The organism is Brevundimonas sp. FV2ps16, from assembly GCF_058681075.1.
In genome coordinates this window covers 1,445,407-1,468,386 of record NZ_CM178728.1, presented here as the reverse complement: position 1 = coordinate 1,468,386, position 22,980 = coordinate 1,445,407, and the positions used below count along the sequence as shown (strand labels likewise).

Below are 22,980 nucleotides of genomic sequence, written 5' to 3'. Positions count from 1 at the left end.
GCGTTATGGGCTTACGTCCGCGTCGAACGTGGGAACCGATTTCGATGACTGACGCCGTCGCTGCGCCTAAAGGCCGGCTTGAACTGACCCTTCGCGCCCTGGTCCTGGGCTGTCTGCTGGCGGTGATCTTCACCGCCGCCAACACCTATCTGGGCCTGCTGGTCGGCCTGACCTTCGCCTCGGCCATTCCGGCGGCGGTGATCTCGATGGCGGTGCTGCGGGCCTTCCGCACCTCGACCATCTGGGAAAACATGACCGTCCAGACTGTGGCCTCGGTCGGCGGGGCCATGAGTTCGATCATCTTCGTCCTACCGGGCCTGGTGATGATCGGCTGGTGGCTGGAGTTTCCCTTCTGGCAGTCGGTGGCCATCTGCATCCTGGGCGGCGTGCTGGGGGTGACCTTCTCCATCCCGTTGCGCCGCGCCCTGGTGACCAACGGCGGCCTGCCCTACCCCGAGGGCGTCGCCGCCGCCGAGGTGCTGAAGGTCGGCTCGCGCGGCGCCGAACAGACCGAAAGCGCGGTGCGCGAGAACAAGTCCGGCCTGTGGATCGTGGTGGCCGGCGCCGTGGTTTCGGCCGGCTACGCCCTGCTGGTCGCGGGTCGCGTCTTCGCCGGCGAGGCGGCGCGCTTCTTCAAGCTTCCGGCCGCCTTGGGCGGCGGCGCCACCGGCATGGGCTTCGGCATGCAGTTCGCGCTTCTGGGCGCGGGCCATCTGATCGGCCTGACCGTGGGTCTGGCCCAGCTGTTCGGCCTGATCCTGGCCTGGGCCATCGCCGTGCCGATCCTGACCAGCCCTGACACCGTGGCCTGGCTGACGGCGCACGGCATCCCCTCCATCGCCTCAACCCTGCCCGCCGGCGCGCCGGCCGAGGAGCTGGCGGCGACCGTCTGGAGCCGCGAGGTCCGCTTCATGGGCGCCGGCGTCATCGGCGTCGCCGCCATCTGGACCCTGGTCAAACTGGCCGGTCCCTTGATCGGCGGCCTGACCTCGGCCCTGGCCGCCAACGCCAAGCGCGCCCATGGCGAGGTGCTGGAACGCACCGAACAGGATCTGCCCATCAAACTGGTCGGCGGGATTTCGGTCGTCTGCCTGATCGGCATCGCCGGCCTGCTGGCCTGGTTCGCCCAGAGCGCCCCGGCCCTGGCGGGATCGACCCCGCTGCTGGTCATCGGCGGCCTGGTCTATGTTGTCCTGATCGGTTTCGCCGTCGCCGCCATCTGCGGCTATATGGCCGGCCTGATCGGCTCGTCGAACAGCCCGGTCTCGGGCGTCGGCATCCTGGCCGTGGTCATCGCCTCGCTGCTGATGCTGGGCGTCATGGCCATCGCGGGGGTTCCGGCCGATCCGTCGATCATCGCCTTCGCCCTGATCGTGACCGCTGTGGTCTTCGCCGTCGCCGTCATCGCCAATGACAATCTTCAGGACCTGAAGACCGGCCAACTGGTCGAGGCCACGCCCTGGCGCCAGCAGGTCGCCCTGATCGTCGGCGTCGGCGCCGGCGCCATCGTCATTCCGCTGATCCTGAACCTGTTGAACCAGGCCTTCGGCTTCGAAGGCGGCCCGCCCGCCATCGTCGAGGGCGCCAAGACCCTGGCCGCGCCCCAGGCCACCCTGATTTCGGCCCTGGCGCGCGGCGTCATCGGCGGCGATCTGCGCTGGGACCTGATCGGCCTGGGCGCGGTGATCGGCGTGATCATCATCGTGCTGGACGCCGTCGTGTCGAAGGCCACGAACGGCAAGGTCAAGCTGCCGCCGCTCGCCGTCGGCATCGGCTTCTACCTGCCCGCCGCCGTCACGACGATGCTAGTCATCGGCGCCGTCTGCGGCTGGATCTACGACAAGGCCGTATCGAGCACCCGTTACGCCGACGTGGCGCGCCGCATGGGCGTGCTGCTGGCCTCGGGCCTGATCGTCGGCGAGAGCCTGTTCGGCGTCTTCACCGCCGGGGTGATCGTGGCGACGCGAGACGATGCGCCGTTCGCCATGCTGCCCGAGGGTTCGACCTGGCCGGCCATGCTGGCGGGGATCATCAGTTTCGCCGTCGCGGTGTTCGGCCTCTACGCCTGGACCCGCAGCCGCGCCAAGGCGGTGTGACTCTGACATTCTCCCTCCCCCTGCGGGGGAGGGGGGCGGAGGCGTAGCCGGAGCCGGGTGGGAGCGGCAGGGCGACACATCGCAAATCAAGCCAAGTTCTGATCGGTGCGCCCGTGCCTGGCCGCCCCCAACCCCGTCGCTGCGCGACGCCCCTCCCCCGCAGGGGGAGGGAGAACCGCTAGGCCGCCCGCGTGGCCACCATCATATAGTTGATCCCCGCGTCGTCGCTCTGGCTCCAGCGGTCGGTCAGCGGGTCGTAGTTCAGGCCGTATGGTCCCTCGACCGTCACAGCCTCCTGGGCCAGCATCGCCCGGATCTCGTCGGGCTTCAGGAACTGGCGCCAGTCGTGCGTGCCCGCCGGCACCCAGCGCAGAATATATTCCGCCGCCACCTTGCCCAGGGCCAGGGACTTCAGGGTGCGATTCAGGGTGGCGACCATCATCACCCCGTCCGGCCGGACCAGGCGCGAGCAGGCGCGCACGAAGGCTTCCGGGTCGGCGACATGTTCGATCACCTCCATGGTCAAGACAACGTCGAACGGCCCCGCCCCTTCCGCCTCAATCTGTTCGACCGTGGCGGCGCGATAGGCGATGTCCAGCCCGACCATCTCGGCATGGGCCCGCGCCGTGCCGATATTTTCGGACGAGGCGTCGATGGCCGTGACGATGAAGCCCATCCGCCGCATCGGCTCGGCGATCAGCCCGCCGCCACAGCCGACGTCCAGAAGCGTCAGCCCCTCGAACGGGCGACGCGCCTTCGGATCGCGTCCCTGACGGGTACAAAGCTGCTCGCGGATCAAAGCCAGCCGCGCCGGATTGAACCGGTGCAGCGGGGCGAACGGCCCGTGCGCGTCCCACCATTCGGCCGCCTGGGCCGAGAAGCGGGCCACGTCGGCCGGGTCGATCGATGCGCCGAACGCGGCCTCGGACGAATTTTGCGGAAAACCATGCCCTTCGCGGGGTAGGCGAGACGGTGCGGCGTCGCTAGAAGCGGTCATGCGCGAGGGATGAACCTTCGCGCCCTTTCACGCAAGCAGGGGGCGGAACGCCACGATGACGCGGCCCGATTCTTCACGATCCGACACCACGCGACTGGTGATGAAGTTCGGCGGCACTTCGATGGGCGACCTCGAACGAATCCGGCGCGCGGCGCGGATCGTCGCCGCCGAGGCCGCCTCGGGCAAGAAGATCGCCGTCGTGGTCTCCGCCATGGCCGGCAAGACCAACGAACTGGTCGCCTGGACCGACGGCGCCGGCCCGGCCGCCGCGGGCCTGCCGCTCAGCGACGACGAATATGACGTCGTGGTCGCCTCGGGCGAACAGGTGACGGCCGGGCTCCTGGCCATCACCCTGCGCAACATGGGGCTGAACGCCCGGTCGTGGATGGGCTGGCAAGTGCCGATCGTCACCGACGACGCCCACGCCCGCGCCCGGATCATCGACATTCCCGGCGACAAACTGGGCGCCGCCGTCGACGCCGGCGAGATCGCCATCGTCCCCGGTTTCCAGGGCGTGACGCCCGAGGGCAAGATCACCACCCTGGGCCGGGGCGGCTCCGACACCTCGGCGGTCGCCGTTGCGGCGGCCCTGTCCTGCCCCTGCGACATCTACACCGACGTGGACGGCGTCTATACGACCGACCCCCGCATCGAGAGCCGCGCGCGCCGCCTGGCCAAGGTCTCCTACGAGGAGATGCTGGAAATGGCCTCGCTGGGGGCCAAGGTGCTGCAAACCCGTTCGGTCGAACTCGCCATGGCCAAGCAGGTGCCAGTGCGGGTTCTGTCCAGCTTCATCGAACCGGACGAATCCGGCCAAATGCCCGACAAGGGCGGAACCCTGATCTGCGACGAGGAGGAGATCTTGGAAAAGCGCATCGTGTCCGGTGTGACCATGAGCCGTGACGAAGCCCGCATCACCCTGCTGGGCCTGTCCGACCGCGTGGACGCCCCCGCCGACGTCTTCACCCGCCTGGCCGAGGCCAACGTCAATGTGGACATGATCGTCCAGAGCCAGGCCCGCACCGCCAATACGGTCAACCTGACCTTCACCACCGGCCGCCGCGACGCCGTACGCGCCGCCGAGCTGATGACGGCCGGCCAGGATCAGCTGGGCTTCGAGGAGATCCGCATTGACGAGGACGTCGCCAAGGTGTCCGTCGTCGGAGTCGGCATGCGCAGCCACGCCGGCGTGGCCCAGACCATGTTCAAGGCCCTGGCCGACAAGGGGGTCAAGTTCCAGGCCATCTCGACCTCGGAAATCAAGATCAGCGTCCTGATCGACGCGGCGTACGCCGAACTGGCCGTACGCGCATTGCATTCGGCTTATGGCCTGGACGCGATATAGGTGATTTGAACCGGCGCCTCGGCGCCACAGCGCGGGAGCCATGATGCCGGCAGGCGGCGCGATGACCAGAGGACCTCGGGTCCTCCTGCGCCAGATCCGCGAGGCTCTGGGCGGGGCCGGCGCGGGCGCGACCCCGGCGCAGGATCGCCTGAACATGGTGGTGCGGATCATCGCCCGGTCCATGGTCGCCGAGGTCTGCTCCATCTATCTGCGCCGCGCCTCGGGCGAGCTGGAGCTGTTCGCCACCGAGGGCCTAAACCCCGACGCCGTCCACAACACCCGCCTGCGTCCCGGCGAGGGTCTGGTCGGCGAAGTGGCGCGCATGGCCCAGCCGATCAGCCTGTCGGACGCGCCGTCGCATCCGTCCTTCTCCTACCGGCCGGAAACGGGCGAAGACCCCTATCACGCCTTCCTCGGCGCCCCCCTGCTGCGCGGCGGCCGGGCCATCGGCGTCCTGGTCGTCCAGAACCGCACCGAGCGGCGCTATGACGAGGAGGAGGTCGAGGACATCCAGACCATCGCCATGGTCCTGTCCGAGACGGTGTCCTCCGGCGAGTTGCTGGAACAGGACGAGCTGCGCGACGTCGAACTGGCGCCTCATCGTCCGGAGCGTCTGAAGGGCCAGAAGTTCGGCGACGGCCTGGCGGTCGGGCGGGTGGTCCTGCACGAAGCGCCTCTGCCGCCTGAGAAACTGCTGGCCGAAGACCCGGCGATGGAAGAGGCCCGGCTGAAGCTGGCCCTGGCCTCGCTGAAGACCGGCCTGGACGCCATGCTGGACAAGGGCCAGGGCCTGGCCGGCCCCTCGTTCGAGGTGCTGGAGACCTATCGCATGTTCGCCGACGACCGGGGCTGGAACCGGTCGCTGGAAGAGGCGGTCCGCAACGGCCTGACCGCCGAGGCGGCGGTGGACCGCGTCCGGAACGAACACCGCGCCCGGTTCGCCCAGGCCCGCGACCCCTATATCCGCGAACGGCTGCACGATTTCGAAGACCTGGCCAACCGGCTGCTGCGGGTGCTGGCGGGCGACAAGCCGGGCGAGCGCGAACTGCCCGACGACGCCATTCTGGTCGCCCGCAACCTGGGTCCGGCCGACCTGCTGGAATACCCGCGCGACAAGCTGAAGGGCCTGCTGCTGGAAGAAGGCTCGGCCGCCAGCCACGCCGCCATCGTCGCCCGCGCGCTACAGATTCCCTGCGTCGGCCGTCTGATGGGCCTGCGCGACCGGCTGTCCGAAGGCGACATCGTCATCGCCGACGGCGAGGCGGGCGAGGCCTATCTGCGGCCCCGCCCCGACATGATCGAGGCGGTCCAGTCGCGGATGGCCGTGCGCGATCAACGCCAGGTCCAGTTCGCCCAGCTGCGCGACACCCCTGCCATCACCCTGGACGGCCAGCGCATCACCATCCTGACCAACGCCGGGCTGGCGGTGGACCTGGAGAACCTGAACGAGACGGGGGCCGAGGGCATCGGCCTGTTCCGCACCGAATTCCAGTTCATGGTCTCGGACGAGCTGCCCCGTCTGGACGCCCAGACAGCCCTGTACAAGCTGGTGCTGGACGCCGCCGGCGACCGGCCCGTCACCTTCCGCACCCTGGACATCGGCGGCGACAAGGTCCTGCCCTATCTGGAGGCCGAGCGGGAGGAGAACCCCGCCCTGGGCCGTCGCGCCATCCGCCTGGGCCTGGACCGGCCGTCCCTGTTACGGATGCAACTGCGCGCCCTGCTGACGGCGGCGGCGGGCCGCGAGCTGCGCGTCATGTTCCCGATGATCGCCACGGTGGACGAGTTCCGGGCCGCGCGCGAACTGGTCGACGTCGAATGCGCCTGGGCCAAGCGACGCGGCCGCGCCCTGCCCGCCCTGCTGCGGGTCGGGGCCATGGTCGAATGCCCGTCGCTGCTGTGGCATCTGGACGCGCTGTTGCCGCTGACCGACTTCGTCTCGATCGGGACCAACGACCTGTTCCAGTACATGTACGCCGCCGACCGGACCAATCCTCTGGTCTCGGATCGCTACGACCCCCTGTCGCCCCCGACCCTGCGCGCCCTGCAGTCGATCCAGAAGGCCTGCGCCGACACCGGCACCCCCGTGTCGATCTGCGGCGAGCTGGCGGGCCGCCCGCTGGAGGCCTTCGCCCTGATCACCCTGGGCTTCACCCGCCTGTCGGCCCCAGCCGGCGGCGTCGGCCCGGTCAAGCGGATGATCCTGTCCGCCGACCTGACGGCCGCCCGACGTGGGCTGAACAATCTGCTGAACCTGTCCACCGGCTCCGTCCGTAACGAGATCGAATCCCTGGCGCGAAAGTTGAACGTCGCTGTCTGACGATCGCCGCGCGCGTCCCGTTCAGGGAATCGCCGTTGATGGGACAGGGATTATGGTTTATCCACAGGACGCATCAGGACGGACTCCGGGGGGAGGCGCGTCCGGTCACGAAGACATGCTAACCGACAGGTCCGTTTCGAGTACGGAGCGGATTCAGGCCGTTCCGAGTGTGGGGTCAGGCGTCATGGCGCTGGATGCGGGGAACGCCCCCGAAGAGTTCAAGGCACATCCCGACTGGAAGGACGTCACGCCCTCCATCGCGGAGTCCGCGACTCTGGGCGACGGCCTGCGCCGCGCGCGCGAGCAGTCGGGCAAGTCCCTGGCCGATTTGGCCGCCGAGACCAAGGTCCACACCCGTTTCCTGATCGCTTTGGAACAGAACGACTGGTCGTCCCTGCCGTCCCGCGTCTTCGCCATCGGCTATGTGCGCGGCTATGCGGCGGCGCTGGGCCTGGACGAACAGCTAGCCGTCGAGCGGTTCAAGCGCGAAAGCCCCGACACCTCGGCGCCGTTGAAAGCGCCGATCGGCGTGGCCTTCGAGGACGTCAAACGCTATTCGCCGCGCATCATCGCCGGGATCGCCGTGGTGGCCCTGGCCGTCGTCGGCTGGAACATCTTCCAGCGCGTCAATCTGATGCGGGCGCCCGAGCCGTCAGACATCGCCACTGTGCCCGAAAACTGGTCCCTCGGCGCCGTGCCCGGCCAGGACGGACTGATCGACCTCAGCGCGCCCCGCGCCGCGCCGCCCGACCAGACCACGCCGGCCCTCTATATCACCCCCGGCCTCGAGGCGCAGCTGACCGGGATCGACCCCAATGACCCGGAAGTGATCGCAGCGGCGGCGGCGGCGGCGAACAACGCCCCGGTGCAAAAGGCCTTCAACCCCCGCGGCGCCGTCTATGGCGCGCCCGCCACCGCCTCCCAGGTGGTGATCCAGGCCAAGAAGGCCGGCGCCCTGGTGGTGCGTCTCGCCGACGGCCAGGCCCTGTTCGCGCGCCAGATGGCGGCAGGCGAAGCCTGGCGCGCGCCCCTGGCCCTCAGCGCCGTCATCGACGTGTCGGATCCGGCGGCCTTCGACGTCTATCTGAACGGCGAACACGGCGGCGTCCTGCCGGCCGTCGTCACGCCCCTGACGCAACTGAACCGCCGCGCCGAGGACGCCGCCCGTCAGGTGGCGGACGAGCAGGCGCGCCGTCAGCTGCAGATTCAGGCTGACCGGGCGGCCCAGGTTCAAACTCAGGCCCAACAGGCGGTCCCGCCTGTCACGCCCCTCGCCGGCGCCGCCACGACAAACTGATCGTCGCGCCCCGTGGTCCCGCCGTCATCATCGGCCTATATGACCCTTCCATGAGCGATCACACCCACGTCCGACCCTGGCGCCATATCGAGCGTCGCAAGAGCCGCCAGATCCGCGTCGGCTCCGTCCTGGTGGGCGGCGACGCCCCGATCAGCGTCCAGTCGATGACCAATACGCCGACGTCCGACGCGGGGGCGACGATCGACCAGATCCGCCAGCTCGAAGAGGCCGGGGCCGACATCGTCCGCGTCTCCTGCCCCGACGTGGAATCGACCGAGGCCTTCAAGACCATCGCCCGCGAGGCCAAGGTTCCCTTGGTCGCCGACATCCATTTCCACTACAAGCGCGGCATCGAGGCGGCCCAGGCGGGCGCCGCCTGCCTGCGGATCAATCCGGGCAATATCGGCAGCCCCGACCGCGTCCGCGACGTGATCCAGGCCGCCAAGGACCACGGCTGTTCGATGCGGATCGGCGTCAACGCCGGGTCACTGGAAAAGGAACTGCTGGAGAAATACGGCGAGCCCTGCCCCGACGCCATGGTCGAGAGCGCCCTGAACCACGCCCGCATCCTGCAGGACCACGACTTCCACGAGTTCAAGATCTCGGTGAAGGCGTCCGACCCCTTCCTGACCGTCGCCGCCTACCAACAGTTGGCGGACGCCATCGACTGCCCCCTGCACCTGGGCGTGACCGAGGCCGGGCCGCTGCGCACCGGCACGATCAAGTCGGCCATCGGCATGGGCTCGATGCTGTGGGCCGGCATCGGCGACACCATCCGCGTCTCCCTGGCCGCCGATCCGGTCGAGGAGATCAAGGTCGGCTTCGACATCCTGAAGTCGCTGGGCCTGCGCCACCGCGGCGTCAACATCATCGCCTGCCCGTCGTGCGCCCGTCAGGGCTTCAACGTCATCGAGACCGTGGCCCTGCTGGAAGAGAAACTGGCCCATATTTCTACGCCGATGAGCCTGTCCGTGATCGGCTGCGTCGTGAACGGCCCGGGCGAGGCCCTCTACACCGACATCGGCTTCACCGGCGGAGGCAAGGGCGCCGGCATGATCTATCTGAACGGCAAGATCGCCCACAAACAGGCCAACGACGGCATGATCGACCACATCGTCGACCTCGTCGAACAGAAGGCCGCCGAACTGGACGCAGCGCGGGCGGCGGAGCTCCAGGCGGCGGAATAGGCCGCGCAGCCGACTTGCCGGCGTCCTCAGATCACCCCGAACAGCCGCAGCGCCTGATAGCCCGCCGACAGCAGCACCACGGCGCCGACCCCATAGGTCAGGACCCGGCGCGGGGCGATCCGGGCGATCACCCCGGCGAAGGGGGCGGCGATCAGGCCGCCCAGGATCAGCCCGCCGACCGAGGCCGCGTGGGTGGCGATCCCTTCGGCCTGCTCCCAATGGCCGGTCAGCAGGGCGGCCAGGAAGGTCGCGGAAATAGCCGAGGTGACGAAGAATTCCGCCGTATTGGTGGTGCCGATCGAGGCGCGCGGATCGCCGCCCGATCCCACGAGCGTGGTGGTGACCGTGGGGCCCCAGCCGCCGCCGCCGATGGCGTCGAAGAAGCCGCCGACCAGGCCCAAGGGGCCCGCCGCTCGAAGCGGAAAGATCCGTTCGCGCGTTTGACGGGTGGCGCGCCAGATGATGACCCCGCCCATGAAGGTCAGGTAGGCGGTGATCCAGGGCTTCACCAAATCGCCGTCGACACTGGTCAGGACGAAGGCGCCCAGGCTGCCGCCGACGACGCCGCCCAGGACCAGCGGCGTGAACAGCTTCCAGTTCACATTCCTGTTCACCGCATGAGACCCGGCGGAGGCGGCCGTGGTGAAGACTTCGGCGGCGTGGACACTGGCCGAAGCGGTCGCGGGCGGCACGCCGAACGACAGCAGAACCGTCGATGAAATCACCCCGTAGGCCATGCCCAGGGCGCCGTCGACCGACTGGGCCAGGAAACCGACGAGGAGGAAGACGAGGAAATCTTGCATGGCGGCCCCGGAGGTTGGTCGTGACGGTGTGGCTTATTTCCCTAGCGGGTCAATAGGAGAAGAATTCACCGCCGCTTGCAGCAGGGTTCGCGCCTCGAACACCGCTGCAATGGCGTCGCGCCCGTCCTGCAGCACGGGTTGAAGCGGACAGGTTTCGACGTCCGGGCAGGTTTCGCAAGGTCCATGGGCGGTGCGCGACGCGCAGGGCGCCAGGGCCAGCGGCCCTTCCAGCGCCCGGATCACATCGGCGAAACTGATTTGTGCAGCGGGCGCCGCCAGGGCGTACCCCCCGGTTCTCCCCCTCTTCGACACCAGCAGCCCCTGACGCCGCAGGTCCAGCAATATGGCCTCGAGAAACTTGCGCGGCGCCGTCGCCGCCTCGGCGATCTCACCGATCGTGGCGGGGCCGCCGCCGGGCAGGCCGGCCAGATGGATCATGGCGCGCAGCGCATAGCGGGACCGGTTCGACAACATGGTCCGTGATCGCGTGATCACGCCCCGGACGCAAGACGTGGGACAGGGACCGGTGATCGCGCCTGACGCCGTCCTTATGCAAAATCACAATCCCGGCGCCGCGCCTCGGTTCAGGCGACAATCGACAGCACGCCCCCCGGCGCGCTAAGGACGGCGCTCTCTTTCTCCAGGATTTCCCCTTGCGTCTGCCCCAGGCCCGTCTCGATCAGGTGCTCGACCGTTTCCACGAGGTGGAGGCCCGGATGGGGGCCGCGACGGACGGCGTCGAGATCGTTCGCCTGTCCAAGGAACATGCCGAGCTCAAGCCCGTCGCCGACGCGGTTCAGGACTTGGCCCGTCTCCGCGCTGAGATGGTCGATCTGGAGGCGATGGCCGCCGATCCCGAAATGGCAGCCATGGCCCAGGACGAGCTGCGCGACCTGACCGAGCGCCTGCCGGGCCTGGAACGCGACGTCGCCCTGCTGCTGGCCCCGCGCGACGCCGACGAGAACGCCTCGGCCGTGCTGGAAGTCCGCGCCGGCACCGGCGGCGACGAGGCGGCCCTGTTCGCCGGCGACCTGTTCCGCATGTATTCGCGCTACGCCTCGACGCGCGGCTGGCGGATAGAGCTGGATTCGGCGACCGAGGGCGACGCCGGCGGCTACAAGGAAATCATCGCCACGGTGACGGGCGAGGGCGTGTTCGGTCGACTGAAGTTCGAAAGCGGCGTCCACCGGGTGCAACGGGTGCCGTCGACCGAGTCTCAGGGCCGTATCCACACCTCGGCGGCGACGGTCGCGGTCCTGCCCGAGGTCGAGGACGTCGAGATCGAGATTCACGACAAGGACATCCGCATCGACACCTTCCGCGCCTCGGGCTCGGGCGGTCAGCACGTCAACACGACCGATTCCGCCGTGCGTATCACCCACCTGCCCACCGGCATCATGGTGACGTCGTCGGAAAAGTCCCAGCACGTCAACCGCGACAAGGCGATGAAGAATCTGCGCGTGCGCCTGTACGACATGCAACGCCAGGCCAAGGATCTGGCCCGGTCCGACACGCGCAAGTCTCAGGTCGGGTCGGGCGATCGGTCAGAGCGGATCCGCACCTACAACTATCCGCAAGGCCGGGTCAGCGATCACCGGATCAACCTGACCCTGCACAGCCTGCCCCAGATCCTGGAAGGCGACCTCGACCCCTTGCTGAACGCCTTGATCGCCGAGGATCAGGCGGCTCGCCTGGCCGACCTGGAAGCCGAGTTCGGCTGATCAGCCCAGCACCCCCAGCATGGGCAGGCACAGCACCAGGGCGGTGACGACGGTATAGCCGGCGAAGGCATGGACCGACCGGCGACGACAGCTCAGCGCCGCGGGCTCGGCGATGCGGACGATGCGATCATTCCACAGCAGATACAGGGCCTGGATCGTCCATCCGGCCAGGAAGGCCGCGACCGCCCAGCCGCTGAGCGTCGCCAGGGCCGCGCCGGACGCCAGGACCAACATGCCGCCCAGGGCGATCACCCCATCCCCGACCTGTTCGTTGAACGACACGGGGATGAGGCCGGCCAAGGCCCGTTGCAGACGCCAGTTGAGCCAGGCCTGATACAGAAGCATCAGTCCCCCCAAGACGTAGAAAATCCCGATCGCGCGCGCTGCCCACTCCATGGCCGGAATAAGGCGTCATTCCGGGCCAGGCCGTAAGACCGGAAAACCCCTTAGTCAGCCGAAAAGAGCCGAGCGCCGCAAACGAGACACAATCGATGATATTTCAGGCTGCGGTCGCCTGCTCCGCCTGAAGGGCGCGAACGACAGCCGGACGCAACCCCATCCGCTCGTAATGGGCCTGCACCTTGGGGAACTCGGCGATGTCGACGCCGTCGCTTTCCAGCCAAGCCGCGAAGGTGAACAGATAGGGGTCTGCGACCGTATAGGCGTCGCCCATGACCCAGTCGCCGCTCAGATCCGCTTCGATCAGGGCGAAACAGTCCCGCATGTTCTGCGTCACCTTGGCCGCCATCGAGGCCTGGGCCGCAGCGTCGTCGCTCCAGCGCGACGCCCGTCGGCCATGGGCGTGGGCCACATGGACGGTCGAGGCGAGATAGAGGTTGAAGGCCTGCATCCGGGCGAAGGCGAACGGATCGACCGGCGCCAACAGTCCCGACGACGCGAGCGCGGCGATATAGGTCAGGATGGCCGGGCTTTCGGTCAGGATCCCCTTATCGGTCGCCAGGGCCGGGACCCGCCCCTTCGGATTGAGGGCCAGAAACGCCGTTTGCTGCTGGTCGCCGCGGGCGAAATCGACCAGCCGGACCTCGAAGTTCAGGCCGGACTCTTCCAGCGCGATATGGCTGGCCCGGCTGCAGGATCCGGGCGCAGTATAGAGCGTCAGCATGTTCAGGCCTCGCCGAGAATTAGAAAAGGCGGCGAGATCATCGCCGCCTTTTCAGGTGTCTTACAGGTCCAGCAGGGCCCGCTGCGGGTCTTCCAGCAATTCTTTGATCCGGACCAGGAAGGTCACGGCTTCCTTGCCGTCCACGATGCGGTGGTCATAGCTGAGGGCCAGGTACATCATCGGGCGGATCTTGACCTCGCCGTTGATGGCCATCGGGCGCTGGACGATGTTGTGCATGCCCAGGATGCCCGACTGGGGCGCGTTCAGGATCGGCGTCGACATCAGCGACCCATAGGTGCCGCCGTTGGTGATGGTGAAGGTGCCGCCCTGCATCTGATCCATGGTCAGGTCGCCGTCACGCGCGGCCTTGCCCAGGGCGCCGATGCCCTTTTCGATGCCGGCGAGCGTCAGGGTGTCGGCGTCGCGCAGCACCGGAACCACCAGTCCCTTGTCGGTGCCGACGGCGACGCCGATGTCATAGTGGTTCTTGTAGATGATGTCCGTGCCATCGATCTCGGCGTTGACGGCCGGGATCTCGTGCAGGGCCGCGACGACGGCCTTGGTGAAGAAGGACATGAAGCCCAGCTTCACGCCGTGGCGCTTCTCGAACACGTCCTTGTACTGGGCGCGCAGGGCCATGACGTTCGTCATGTCCACCTCGTTGAAGGTGGTCAGTTGGGCGGCCGTGTTCTGCGATTCCTTCAGGCGACGGGCGATGGTCTGACGCAGGCGCGTCATCTTCACCCGCTCTTCGCGCGGACCGACCGCGCGCGGGGCCGAGGGGGCGGCGGCAGCAGCCGGGGCCGGAGCAGCAGCGCCGATCGCGGCGATAGCGTCAGCCTTGGTGATATTGCCCTTGGGCCCGGTGGCGGCGATGGTTTTCGGGTCCAGATTGTTCTCGGCCACCACGCGCTGAACGGCCGGCGACAGCGCCTCGTTCTTGGCGACCTGGGCCGAGCCGGTGTTGGCCGGAGCGGCGGCAGGCGCAGCCGGAGCAGCGGCGGCCGGAGCCGCAGCGACGCCCGAACCCGAAACCGAACCAATCTTCTGGCCGGGGGTGACGGTCGCGCCTTCGTCGGCGGCGATGGTCAGGACGCCGTCAGCCGGCGCCGACACCTCGACCGCGACCTTGTCGGTCTCGATCTCGACCAGCAGTTCGTCTTTCTTGACGGCCTCGCCGTTTTTCTTGAGCCACTTGCCCATCGAGCCTTCGGCGACGCTTTCGCCCATCACCGGCACGGTGATGTCGATGGCGGCGGCTTCGGCGGGAGCGGCCTTGGCCTCGGCCTTGGCGGCCTTGGCCGGAGCGGGGGCGGCGGTCGCAGCAGCAGCGCCGCCCTCGGTCACCGAACCCAGGACGGTGCCCGGCACGACGGTGGCGCCCTCGGCGGCGTTGATCGCGCCCAGGACGCCGTCGGCCGGGGCCACGACTTCCAGCGACACCTTGTCGGTTTCCAGTTCGACGAGCAGTTCGTCCTTCTTGACCGCGTCGCCGACCTTCTTGGTCCATTTCGCGATGGTGGCCTCGGTGACGGATTCACCGAGGGCGGGGGTCAGGATGTCGGCCATGTCGGGTCCAGCTGTCTTTCGGAGTGTCTAGTGACGTGTATCAGGCGAAGGCTTCGTTGGTGAAGGTCTCGAGTTCCTTCAGGTGTCGGCTCATCAGGCCGGCGGCCGTAGAGGCCGAGCCGGGACGACCGACATAGCGGGCGCGCTTGGAGGCGACGTCCAGCTTGTCGAGCGTCAGCTCCAGCCACGGATCGACGAAGGTCCATCCGCCCATGTTCTTCGGCTCTTCCTGACACCAGACCACTTCCGCCTTCGGGAAGCGGGCCAGTTCCTTGCGCAGGGACTGGATCGGCCACGGATAGAACTGTTCCAGGCGCAAGATATAGACGTCGTCCACCGCCTGGCCGTCCTTGGCCTTCTTCTCACGGGCGTCCAGCAGGTCGTAATAGACCTTGCCCGAGCACAGGATGACGCGGCGGATCGCCTTGTCGGCCTTGATCTTGATCCCGGCGACGTCGGGGCGCGTCTGGGCGTCGTCGTGCAGGACGCGGTGGAAGGACGAACCCTCCGCCAGATCCTTCATCGTCGAGACCGCCTTCTTGTGACGCAGCAGGCTCTTGGGCGTCATCAGGATCAGCGGCTTGCGGAACGGCCGGTGCATCTGGCGACGCAGGATGTGGAAATAGTTGGCCGGGGTGGTGCAGTTGGCGACCTGCATATTGTCTTCGGCGCACTGCTGCAGGAACCGCTCCAGGCGGGCCGACGAGTGTTCCGGACCCTGGCCCTCATAGCCGTGCGGCAGCAGCATGGTCAGGCCGCTCATCCGCAGCCATTTGCGTTCGCCCGAGCTGATGAACTGGTCGATCACCACCTGGGCGCCGTTTACGAAGTCGCCGAACTGGGCTTCCCACAGCACCAGGGTGTTGGGATCAGCCAGCGAATAGCCATACTCGAAGCCCAGCACCGCCTCTTCCGACAGGGCCGAGTCGATCACCTCGAAATTGGCCTGGCCTTCGCGCAGATTGTTCAGCGGCATGTACCGCTCTTCGGTCGTCTGATCGATGATGCCCGAATGGCGCTGCGAGAAGGTGCCGCGCACCGAATCCTGGCCCGACAGACGAACGGGGAAGCCTTCGTCGACCAGCGAGGCGAAGGCCAGGCTCTCGGCCGTGGCCCAGTCCAGGTTCTCGCCCGAGGTGATGGCTTCGCGGCGGCCGTCATAGACCCGCTTCAACGTCTTGTGCATGTCGACGCTGTTGGGGATCGTGGTCAGGCGGTGCCCCAGGTCGGTCAGCTTGGCCAGGGGCACGCCCGTCTCGCCACGCAGTTCGTCCTTGGGCGACTGGAAGCCCTGCCACTGGCCGTCCAGCCAGTCGGCCTTCTCGGCCGACCAGGTCTTGCCGGCCTCGAACTGCTCATCGAGGAAGGTCTCGAACCGGGCGACCTCGGCGTCGATCTCGGCCTGGGTGATCACGCCCTCGGCGACCAGACGCTGCGAATACAGTTCGCGGGTCGAGGGCTGGGCGCGGATCTTCGAATACATCAGCGGCTGGGTGAAGGTCGGATCGTCGCCTTCGTTGTGGCCGAACCGGCGATAGCAGAACATGTCCACCACCGCGTCCTTGTGGAATTTCTGGCGGTATTCGGTGGCCACCTTGGCGGCGAAGACGACCGCTTCGGGATCATCGCCGTTCACGTGGAAGATCGGCGCCTGAACCATCAGAGCCACGTCCGACGGATAGGGCGACGAGCGCGAGTTCCGCGGGCTGGTGGTGAAGCCGATCTGGTTGTTGATGACGAAATGCAGGGTGCCGCCGGTGCGGTAGCCCTTCAGCCCCATCAGGGCGAAGCACTCGGCCACCACGCCCTGACCGGCGAAGGCGGCGTCGCCGTGGATCAACAGGGGCACGACCTTGGACCGGTCCAGCGCCCATTCGGCCTCGGGCTTGCCGGCGTTGGCGTCGCGGATGTCGAACGCCTGTTTGGCGCGCGCCTTGCCCAGAACGACCGGATTGACGATCTCGAGGTGCGACGGATTGGCGGTCAGCGACAGGTGGACGTGGTTGCCGTCGAACTCGCGGTTCGACGAGGCGCCCATATGATATTTGACGTCGCCCGAGCCCTCGATGTCGCTGGGCACGGCCGAGCCGCCCTGGAACTCGTGGAAGATGACCTTGTAGGGCTTGCCCATCACGGCGGCGAGCACGTTCAGGCGGCCGCGGTGGGCCATGCCCAGCACGACTTCATCGACGCCCAGATTGCCGCCGCGCTTGATCACCTGCTCCAGCGCCGGGACCATGGCCTCGCCGCCGTCCAGGCCGAACCGCTTGGTGCCGGGGAAACGCTTGTGCAGGAACCGCTCAAAGCCCTCGGCCTCGATCAGCTTGTTCAGGATGGCCAGCTTGCCTTCCTTGGTGAAGGCGTTCTGCTCGAACTTGTCGGCGCCCTCGAACCGCTGCTGCAGCCAGGACTTCTCTTCCGGCTCGGCGATGTGCATGTACTGGATGCCGATGGTGCCGCAATAGGTGCGCTTCAGCAGGTCCAGGACTTCTCGGATCGTCCCGGTCTGAAGCCCCAGAACCCCGTCCAGGAAGATCGGGCGGTCCATGTCGGCTTCGCTGAAGCCATAGAATTCCGGCGTCAGCTCCGGGTTTTCGACCGGCTGTTCGATGCCCAGCGGGTCCAGCTTGGCCTGCAGGTGGCCGCGCACGCGATAGCTGCGGATCAGCATCAGGACGCGAATGGAATCATGGGCGGCGGCGCGGATCGCGTCAGCGGACACCTCGACGGGCGCAGCCTTGGCCGTGGCGGGCGCCGGCGCTGCGCCGAGCTTCTTCGGATCAGGCTTCGGGGCCGGCCAGCGGCCGTCGAACACCGCGTTCGCCTCGCTGGGCTCGGTGGCGGTTCCACGCCCCCAACCGCCGGCCTCGGCCGAGGCCTTCACGCTGGCGGCGTTGTCGCGCAACTGGTCAAAGAAGGCTTTCCATTCCGCCGAGACCGAGCCCGGATCCGTGGCCCATTTCTCGTGCAGCTCCTCGATATAGGCCGCATTGGACCCGTAGAGGAATGAGGTCTCGGCAAAGACCTGGTTCAGCCGACCGGCATCGTCCGCCATCGTTTTCGCAATCCCTGGCCCCCGACGGACACATCTCCGTGAGGGGTGCGCCCGTCATATAGGCCCGCTTTCCTTATGGGTCATGACCGAAACGGGGCAATTCGGTGAGAAATTGGTCGCAGCCGCAAAGAAAAACGCCCCCGGCCGAAACCGAGGGCGTCCAATCCTGCCGAGACCGGCATTTTTGATGCGCGAAAGCGCTCAAGCAGCGAGCCGCCGCGCGGCGAGCGATAGCGCCCGCGCGCAGCGCGCTCAAAGTGATCAGCCCTTCAGCACTTCCACCAGGGTCTTGCCCAGGCGGGCCGGCGATTCCGACATGCGGATGCCGGCGGCTTCCATCGCCGCGATCTTGGATTCCGCATCGCCCTTGCCGCCCGAGACGACGGCGCCGGCGTGGCCCATGGTGCGGCCCTTGGGCGCCGTACGACCCGCGATGAAGCCGGCCATCGGCTTGGAGCGGCCCTTCTTGGCTTCGTCGATCAGGAACTGGGCGGCGTCTTCTTCGGCGCCGCCGCCGATTTCACCGATCATGATGATCGAGGTGGTTTCCGGATCGGCCAGGAACAGTTCCAGCACGTCGATGAACTCGGTGCCCTTGACCGGGTCGCCGCCGATGCCGACGGCCGTGGTCTGGCCCAGGCCTTCGTTCGAGGTCTGGAACACGGCTTCATAGGTCAGGGTGCCCGAACGCGACACGATGCCGACCGAGCCCTTCTTGAAGATATTGCCCGGCATGATGCCGATCTTGCACTCGTCCGGCGTCAGGATGCCCGGGCAGTTCGGGCCCAGCAGGCGCGACTTGGAGCCTTCCAGGCGGCGCTTGACGTTGACCATGTCCATCACCGGGATGCCCTCGGTGATGCAGGTGATGAACGGGATCTCGGCGTCGATGGCCTCGATGATGGCGGCGGCCGCGCCCGACGGCGGGACATAGATCACCGAGGCGTCGGCGCCCGTGGCGTCCTTGGCTTCGGCGACCGAGGCGTAGATCGGCAGGGTTTCGCCGTGCGAACCGGTCCAGTTCGTGCCGCCCTTGGTCGGGTGCACGCCGGCGACCATCTGGGTGCCGTGATAGGCCAGGGCCTGTTCGGTGTGGAAGCCGCCGGTCTTGCCGGTCAGGCCCTGGACGATGATCTTGGTGTCTTTGTTGACGAGGATGGACATGAGGTCTCGTTTCTGGGGTTAGGCGGAAAGGAAAGGATTTTCGACCCGGACCGACCCGTAGGTCTGACCGTGATTGAGATCTTCGGAATAGAGGACTTTGGCGCCGAGGCGCTCGGCGGCGGCGATGATGGCGCCGTCCCAGTAGGAGATCTGATAGCGCTGGGACAGATCGACGGCGGCGAGGACGACGGCGGGATCGATGGACTGGCAAGGCTTCTTCGCCAGCGTACGAACCCAGCGCCGAGCCGTTTCCGGCGTGAGAGGGCGCGCGCCCTTGAGGGTCGCTACATTGTAAAACTCGGCCAGCACCTGCCCGGACGTTCCGTACCGGCCCTGAAGGATGATGCGTCGCGCGATGTCACGCTTTTCCGGCGCAACCCGCCCCCCTTGGGCCGCATAGATCAGGATATTGGTGTCGAGGAAGACTTCAGCCCCAGCGATCAAAGCGAGGCTCTCCGCTGTAGGTTTCCTCGCGGCTGAACCGCCAGTCGCCCATGTCCCCTTCGGACTCGTCGATCAGCTTCAGCAATTCCTGCGTCGCTTCGTCGTGTTCGACCTCCTGCTCGACCAGCCGGGTCAGGAAGCCGCGCACCATCTCGTTGACGCTGGTCCGCTTCATGGCCGCCAGCACCCGCACCTTGTCGAGCAGGTCGTCGTCGATGGCGAGGGTCAGGTTGCGGGTCACGCGCGGCGCTCTACACGGGTTATGTGTAACACATAGGCCGTGGAGCCGGATTAGTCGAGCCTCGGCAACATATAGATCAGCGTGGATCCTGGGCCCGTCCGATCCAGCCCGAGAAGCCGCATTTGCCCCGTTCGAGCCATCGCCACGAACTGGGCGTCAGAAAGGCTTCGCGCCGGCGCCCGGCCCTCGGGGGTCTGCAGCCAAGCATAGGCGTCAAAGCCGACCGTATTGATGGAATCGAACTTCATGAGGCCGCTCAGCCGTTGGGCCAGGGCGCGATGATCGGTGGGGCGGACGGCGACCCCGCAGAAATCCAGCACAATCGTCTCGCGCCCGACGCGCCGCGTCATCCGGCCCGTCATGACGATGCTCATGTCGGTGGCGTTGGTGCGCATGAAGCCTGCGCGTTCCGTGGCGTTGCGAAGTCGCGGCGTCATGCTTTCCGGCACAGGCGAAAAGCCGGCCTCCGCCGCCAGGACTGCAGCCTGGGCGCGGTCGCCCTGCGCCGCGACGCAGATGGCGTTCAAAGTCGCGACGATATCGGTGGGTTCAGGCGCCGCCACAGACTGCGCGGAAAGCGCAGAGGGCGCACATAGAAATATCAACGAAGCCGCTAAGGCCCGAACAACCCGATGAGCGCCCATAGAGAACATGGTTCATCAGGGTTGCAGCGGTGTCAACCACCCCCCCTGAACGGGTCAGGGGGGGAATGCTGAATGCGGGGTGAGACCAGCGCCGCCCGGAGGCGACGCCGACCCCCGCTGGTGTGATCAGCCGACCGCCGCGACGATCTTCTGGGCGGCGTCGTCCAGGTCGTCGGCGGCCTGGATGGTCAGGCCGGACTCGTTCAGGATTTTCTTGCCCAGTTCGGCGTTGGTGCCTTCCAGACGCACGACCAGCGGCACCTTCAGACCGACTTCCTTCACCGCGGCGACGACGCCCTCGGCGATGACGTCGCACTTCATGATGCCGCCGAAGATGTTGACCAGGATGCCCTGGACGTTCGGGTCGGCGGTGATGATCTTGAAGGCCGCAGCGACCTTCTCCTTGCCGGCGCCGCCGCCGACGTCGCAGAAGTTGGCCGGCTCCTTGCCGTACAGTTTGATGATGTCCATCGTCGCCATGGCCAGGCCGGCGCCGTTGACCATGCAACCGATGTTGCCGTCCAGCGAGACATAGGCAAGGTCCCACTTGGAGGCTTCGATTTCCTTGGCGTCTTCCTCGGTCTCGTCGCGCAGGGCCTTGATGTCGTCATGACGGAACAGGGCGTTGCCGTCGAAGCTGACCTTGGCGTCCAGGACGCGCAGATGGCCGTTCTTCATGACGATCAGAGGGTTCACCTCCAGCATGTCCATGTCCTTCTCGACGAAGGCCTTGTACAGGGCGGGGAACAGGGACTTTGCGTCTTCGGCGGCGGCGCCCGTCAGGCCGTAGGCGGCGCTGATGGCGGCGACGTCGGCGTCGGTCACGCCCGCGCTCGGGTCGATGACGATGTTCTGGATCTTCTCGGGCGTGTCGTGAGCGACGGTTTCGATGTCCATGCCGCCTTCGGTCGAGACGACGAAGGCGATGCGGCCATAGGCGCGGTCGACCAGCAGCGAGCAGTACAGTTCACGATCGATGTCGGCGCCGTCCTCGATATAGAGGCGGTTGACCTGTTTGCCGGCGTCGCCCGTCTGGGCGGTGACCAGGGTGTTGCCCAGCATTTCCTTGGCGTGGGCGACGGCCTCTTCGACCGAGAAGGCCAGGCGAACGCCGCCCTTGGCGTCGGCCGGCAGTTCCTTGAACTTGCCCTTGCCGCGGCCGCCGGCGTGGATCTGCGATTTCACGACATAGAGGGGGCCGGGCAGGGATTTGGCGGCCGCCTCGACCTGATCGACCGACGTCACTGCGACGCCTTCGGCGACCGGGGCGCCGAAACCTTTGAGGACCTGCTTGGCCTGATATTCGTGAATGTTCATGGAGACCGCCGCAATCTTTGCTGGGAAGGGTTTGCGGGGCTTATAGGCCCCGCCCCTTCGCGGGTGCAACCGTCTGATGATGACCCTTTAGTCGACCCAGTCCCGCTTCAGCGTCCGCGAGGCCCCGATCAGCAGGATCGCCGCCAGAACATAGAAGCCCATGCCGGTATAGATGGCCCACCTCAGGCTCTCCTCCCCGAACCGGGGCGCCAGCAGGTCGCTCATCCAGCCGAAATAGTAGAAGCCGACCGCGATCCCGAGCAGATTGTTCAACAGCAGGAACAGGGCCGAGGCCGTGGACCGCATCGCCGCCGGGACCAGATGCTGGACCGCCGCCGTGATCGGCCCCAGCCACGCCAGGTTCAGGCCGGTCGGCAACAGGAAGATCAGGAAGGCCAGGACCAGCTGCTGGGTGTTGCTGCCGCCGCCCGGCAGGACCAGGCCGATCAGCCAGGGCGAGTTCATCGCCAGGATGAAACAGGGCGCCGAGATCAGGAAGGCGATGGCCGGGGTCAGGGGATAGGCGCCCTTGCCCTTTTTCGACAGCTTGTCGGCAATGGTCCCGCCCAGCCAGATGCCCAGAATGCCGCCAATCAGGGCGATGCCTGAATAATACCAGCTGGTCTCGCGCAGGGTCAGGTCGAAGCTGCGCATGAAGAACAGCGGCAGCCAGCCGGCGACGCCGTAGCCGCACACCGAAGACGAGGCCGCGCCCAGACCCAGCAGCCAGAAGCTGGGCTTTTTGATCACCACCGAGGCGGTGCGCCGCGCCACCATCAGCGACACCCCGATCACGCCCGCCAGCAGGCCCGCGAAGGCCAGGACCAACGGACTGCCCAGGGACACGCCCAACAGCCAGTTCGCCGCCGCCAGGATCAGGAGCCCGGCGCCCAGGCCCAGCATGACCTGGGCCGCGATCTTGCCCGCCCGGTCGGTGCCGACCGGCGCCGCCGCCAGGGCCGCGACCTGGGCCTCGGTCTTGACCGCATCGGTCCCGCCGCGCTTGGGATCCTTCACCGTCAGACGCAGCAGGGGCGCGACCAGCACGCCCAGCAGACCGACGACGATAAAGGCCGTGCGCCAGCCATAGGTCGCCGCCAGCAGCCCCCCGACCAGGGTGCCCGCCGCCATGCCCAGCGGGATTCCGAAAGCGAAGGCCGCCAGGGCCCGCGCCCGCTGATGCGGCGGGAAATAATCAGCGATCAGCGAATAGGCCGGCGCCACCCCGCCCGCCTCGCCGACGCCCACCCCCATCCGACACAGGAACAGCTGTCCGAACGACCCCGCCATGCCGCACAGGGCCGTAAAGCCGGACCAGACCGCCAGGGCCCCGGTCATGATCCAGACCCGGCTGAACCGATCGGCCAGCCAGGCCAGGGGAATGGCCAGGGTCGAATAGACCGAGGCGAAGGCGATGCCGCCCAACAGGCCGAACTGGCTGTCGGACATGCCGAATTCTTCCTTCAGCGGCGCGGCCAGGATGCCAATGATCTGCCGGTCCAGGAAGTTCAGCATGTAGATCAGGATCAGCACCGCCAGCACATAGAAGCGGTAGCCCGGTCGATGCGGCGCGGGCGCCTGCCCGTCCGTCAGCGTGTCGGTCGTCATCGGCGTTTCCCTCGGCGTGTTCTTCTTGTTGGGGCGAGCCTAGCCCCAA

At 67.3% G+C, this 22,980-nt stretch carries 19 protein-coding genes; 6 read left to right on the top strand and 13 right to left on the bottom strand.

Annotated elements, in window-relative coordinates:
- Positions 1-44 precede the first annotated feature (44 nt).
- The gene (locus ACW170_RS07015; RefSeq protein WP_492088929.1) at positions 45-2,096 is read left to right on the top strand and encodes an OPT family oligopeptide transporter; all 2,052 of its coding nucleotides are present in this window, start codon (positions 45-47) and stop codon (positions 2,094-2,096) included.
- 178 nt (positions 2,097-2,274) lie between these two features.
- On the opposite strand, the gene ubiG is transcribed toward ACW170_RS07015, so the two are convergent.
- Positions 2,275-3,093: a bifunctional 2-polyprenyl-6-hydroxyphenol methylase/3-demethylubiquinol 3-O-methyltransferase UbiG gene (gene ubiG / locus ACW170_RS07010; RefSeq protein ID WP_492088928.1), complete on the bottom strand. Its 819-nt coding sequence runs from the start codon at positions 3,091-3,093 to the stop codon at positions 2,275-2,277.
- 55 nt (positions 3,094-3,148) lie between these two features.
- Between ubiG and ACW170_RS07005 the strand changes: the two genes are divergently transcribed.
- The 4 genes from ACW170_RS07005 (at position 3,149) to ispG (ending at position 9,242) form a co-directional block, all read left to right on the top strand.
- Positions 3,149-4,438, top strand: coding sequence for an aspartate kinase (locus tag ACW170_RS07005; protein WP_492088927.1), 1,290 nt, complete (start codon positions 3,149-3,151; stop codon positions 4,436-4,438).
- A 61-nt stretch (positions 4,439-4,499) separates the two neighbouring features.
- A complete protein-coding gene (ptsP, locus tag ACW170_RS07000) occupies positions 4,500-6,758 on the top strand; it encodes a phosphoenolpyruvate--protein phosphotransferase (RefSeq protein ID WP_492088926.1) in 2,259 nt (752 codons plus the stop codon).
- A 184-nt stretch (positions 6,759-6,942) separates the two neighbouring features.
- Positions 6,943-8,055, top strand: coding sequence for a helix-turn-helix domain-containing protein (locus tag ACW170_RS06995; protein ID WP_492088925.1), 1,113 nt, complete (start codon positions 6,943-6,945; stop codon positions 8,053-8,055).
- A gap of 50 nt (positions 8,056-8,105) precedes the next feature.
- The gene (gene ispG / locus ACW170_RS06990; RefSeq protein WP_492088924.1) at positions 8,106-9,242 is read left to right on the top strand and encodes a flavodoxin-dependent (E)-4-hydroxy-3-methylbut-2-enyl-diphosphate synthase; all 1,137 of its coding nucleotides are present in this window, start codon (positions 8,106-8,108) and stop codon (positions 9,240-9,242) included.
- A gap of 26 nt (positions 9,243-9,268) precedes the next feature.
- Here the strand turns inward: ispG and ACW170_RS06985 are convergent, their stop codons facing one another.
- Both ACW170_RS06985 and ACW170_RS06980 read right to left on the bottom strand, forming a co-directional pair.
- Positions 9,269-10,045 (bottom strand): sulfite exporter TauE/SafE family protein, encoded by a 777-nt coding sequence (locus tag ACW170_RS06985; RefSeq protein ID WP_492088923.1) that lies wholly within the window; start codon positions 10,043-10,045, stop codon positions 9,269-9,271.
- Positions 10,046-10,078: 33 nt separating this feature from the next.
- Complete coding sequence (locus tag ACW170_RS06980) at positions 10,079-10,519, bottom strand: RrF2 family transcriptional regulator (protein WP_492089150.1); 441 nt, start codon at positions 10,517-10,519, stop codon at positions 10,079-10,081.
- 179 nt (positions 10,520-10,698) lie between these two features.
- Here ACW170_RS06980 and prfA point away from each other — a divergent pair, with 179 nt between their 5' ends.
- Complete coding sequence (prfA, locus tag ACW170_RS06975) at positions 10,699-11,766, top strand: peptide chain release factor 1 (RefSeq protein WP_492088922.1); 1,068 nt, start codon at positions 10,699-10,701, stop codon at positions 11,764-11,766.
- On the opposite strand, the gene ACW170_RS06970 is transcribed toward prfA, so the two are convergent.
- From ACW170_RS06970 to ACW170_RS06925, 10 genes are all read right to left on the bottom strand, one after another.
- Positions 11,767-12,111, bottom strand: a complete 345-nt coding sequence (locus tag ACW170_RS06970) for a hypothetical protein (RefSeq protein ID WP_492088921.1) — start codon at positions 12,109-12,111, stop codon at positions 11,767-11,769.
- Between the two features lie 154 nt (positions 12,112-12,265).
- Complete coding sequence (locus tag ACW170_RS06965; RefSeq protein WP_492088920.1) at positions 12,266-12,889, bottom strand: glutathione S-transferase family protein; 624 nt, start codon at positions 12,887-12,889, stop codon at positions 12,266-12,268.
- Positions 12,890-12,949: 60 nt separating this feature from the next.
- Entirely contained in the window at positions 12,950-14,458 is a 1,509-nt protein-coding gene (odhB, locus tag ACW170_RS06960; RefSeq protein ID WP_492088919.1) for a 2-oxoglutarate dehydrogenase complex dihydrolipoyllysine-residue succinyltransferase, read from the bottom strand.
- A 40-nt stretch (positions 14,459-14,498) separates the two neighbouring features.
- On the bottom strand, positions 14,499-17,513 hold the full coding sequence (locus ACW170_RS06955) for a 2-oxoglutarate dehydrogenase E1 component (protein ID WP_492088918.1): 3,015 nt from the start codon (positions 17,511-17,513) through the stop codon (positions 14,499-14,501).
- A 261-nt stretch (positions 17,514-17,774) separates the two neighbouring features.
- Positions 17,775-18,677: a succinate--CoA ligase subunit alpha gene (gene sucD, locus ACW170_RS06950; protein ID WP_492088917.1), complete on the bottom strand. Its 903-nt coding sequence runs from the start codon at positions 18,675-18,677 to the stop codon at positions 17,775-17,777.
- A gap of 18 nt (positions 18,678-18,695) precedes the next feature.
- Positions 18,696-19,121: a PIN domain-containing protein gene (locus ACW170_RS06945; RefSeq protein ID WP_492088916.1), complete on the bottom strand. Its 426-nt coding sequence runs from the start codon at positions 19,119-19,121 to the stop codon at positions 18,696-18,698.
- A complete protein-coding gene (locus ACW170_RS06940; protein ID WP_492042221.1) occupies positions 19,105-19,362 on the bottom strand; it encodes a DUF6364 family protein in 258 nt (85 codons plus the stop codon). Before ACW170_RS06940 ends, ACW170_RS06945 begins: the two co-directional genes overlap by 17 nt.
- A gap of 50 nt (positions 19,363-19,412) precedes the next feature.
- Positions 19,413-19,925, bottom strand: coding sequence for a hypothetical protein (locus ACW170_RS06935; RefSeq protein ID WP_492088915.1), 513 nt, complete (start codon positions 19,923-19,925; stop codon positions 19,413-19,415).
- 207 nt (positions 19,926-20,132) lie between these two features.
- Positions 20,133-21,323: an ADP-forming succinate--CoA ligase subunit beta gene (gene sucC / locus ACW170_RS06930; protein ID WP_492088914.1), complete on the bottom strand. Its 1,191-nt coding sequence runs from the start codon at positions 21,321-21,323 to the stop codon at positions 20,133-20,135.
- Between the two features lie 87 nt (positions 21,324-21,410).
- A complete protein-coding gene (locus ACW170_RS06925) occupies positions 21,411-22,931 on the bottom strand; it encodes a spinster family MFS transporter (protein WP_492088913.1) in 1,521 nt (506 codons plus the stop codon).
- Between the last annotated feature and the right edge of the window lie 49 nt (positions 22,932-22,980).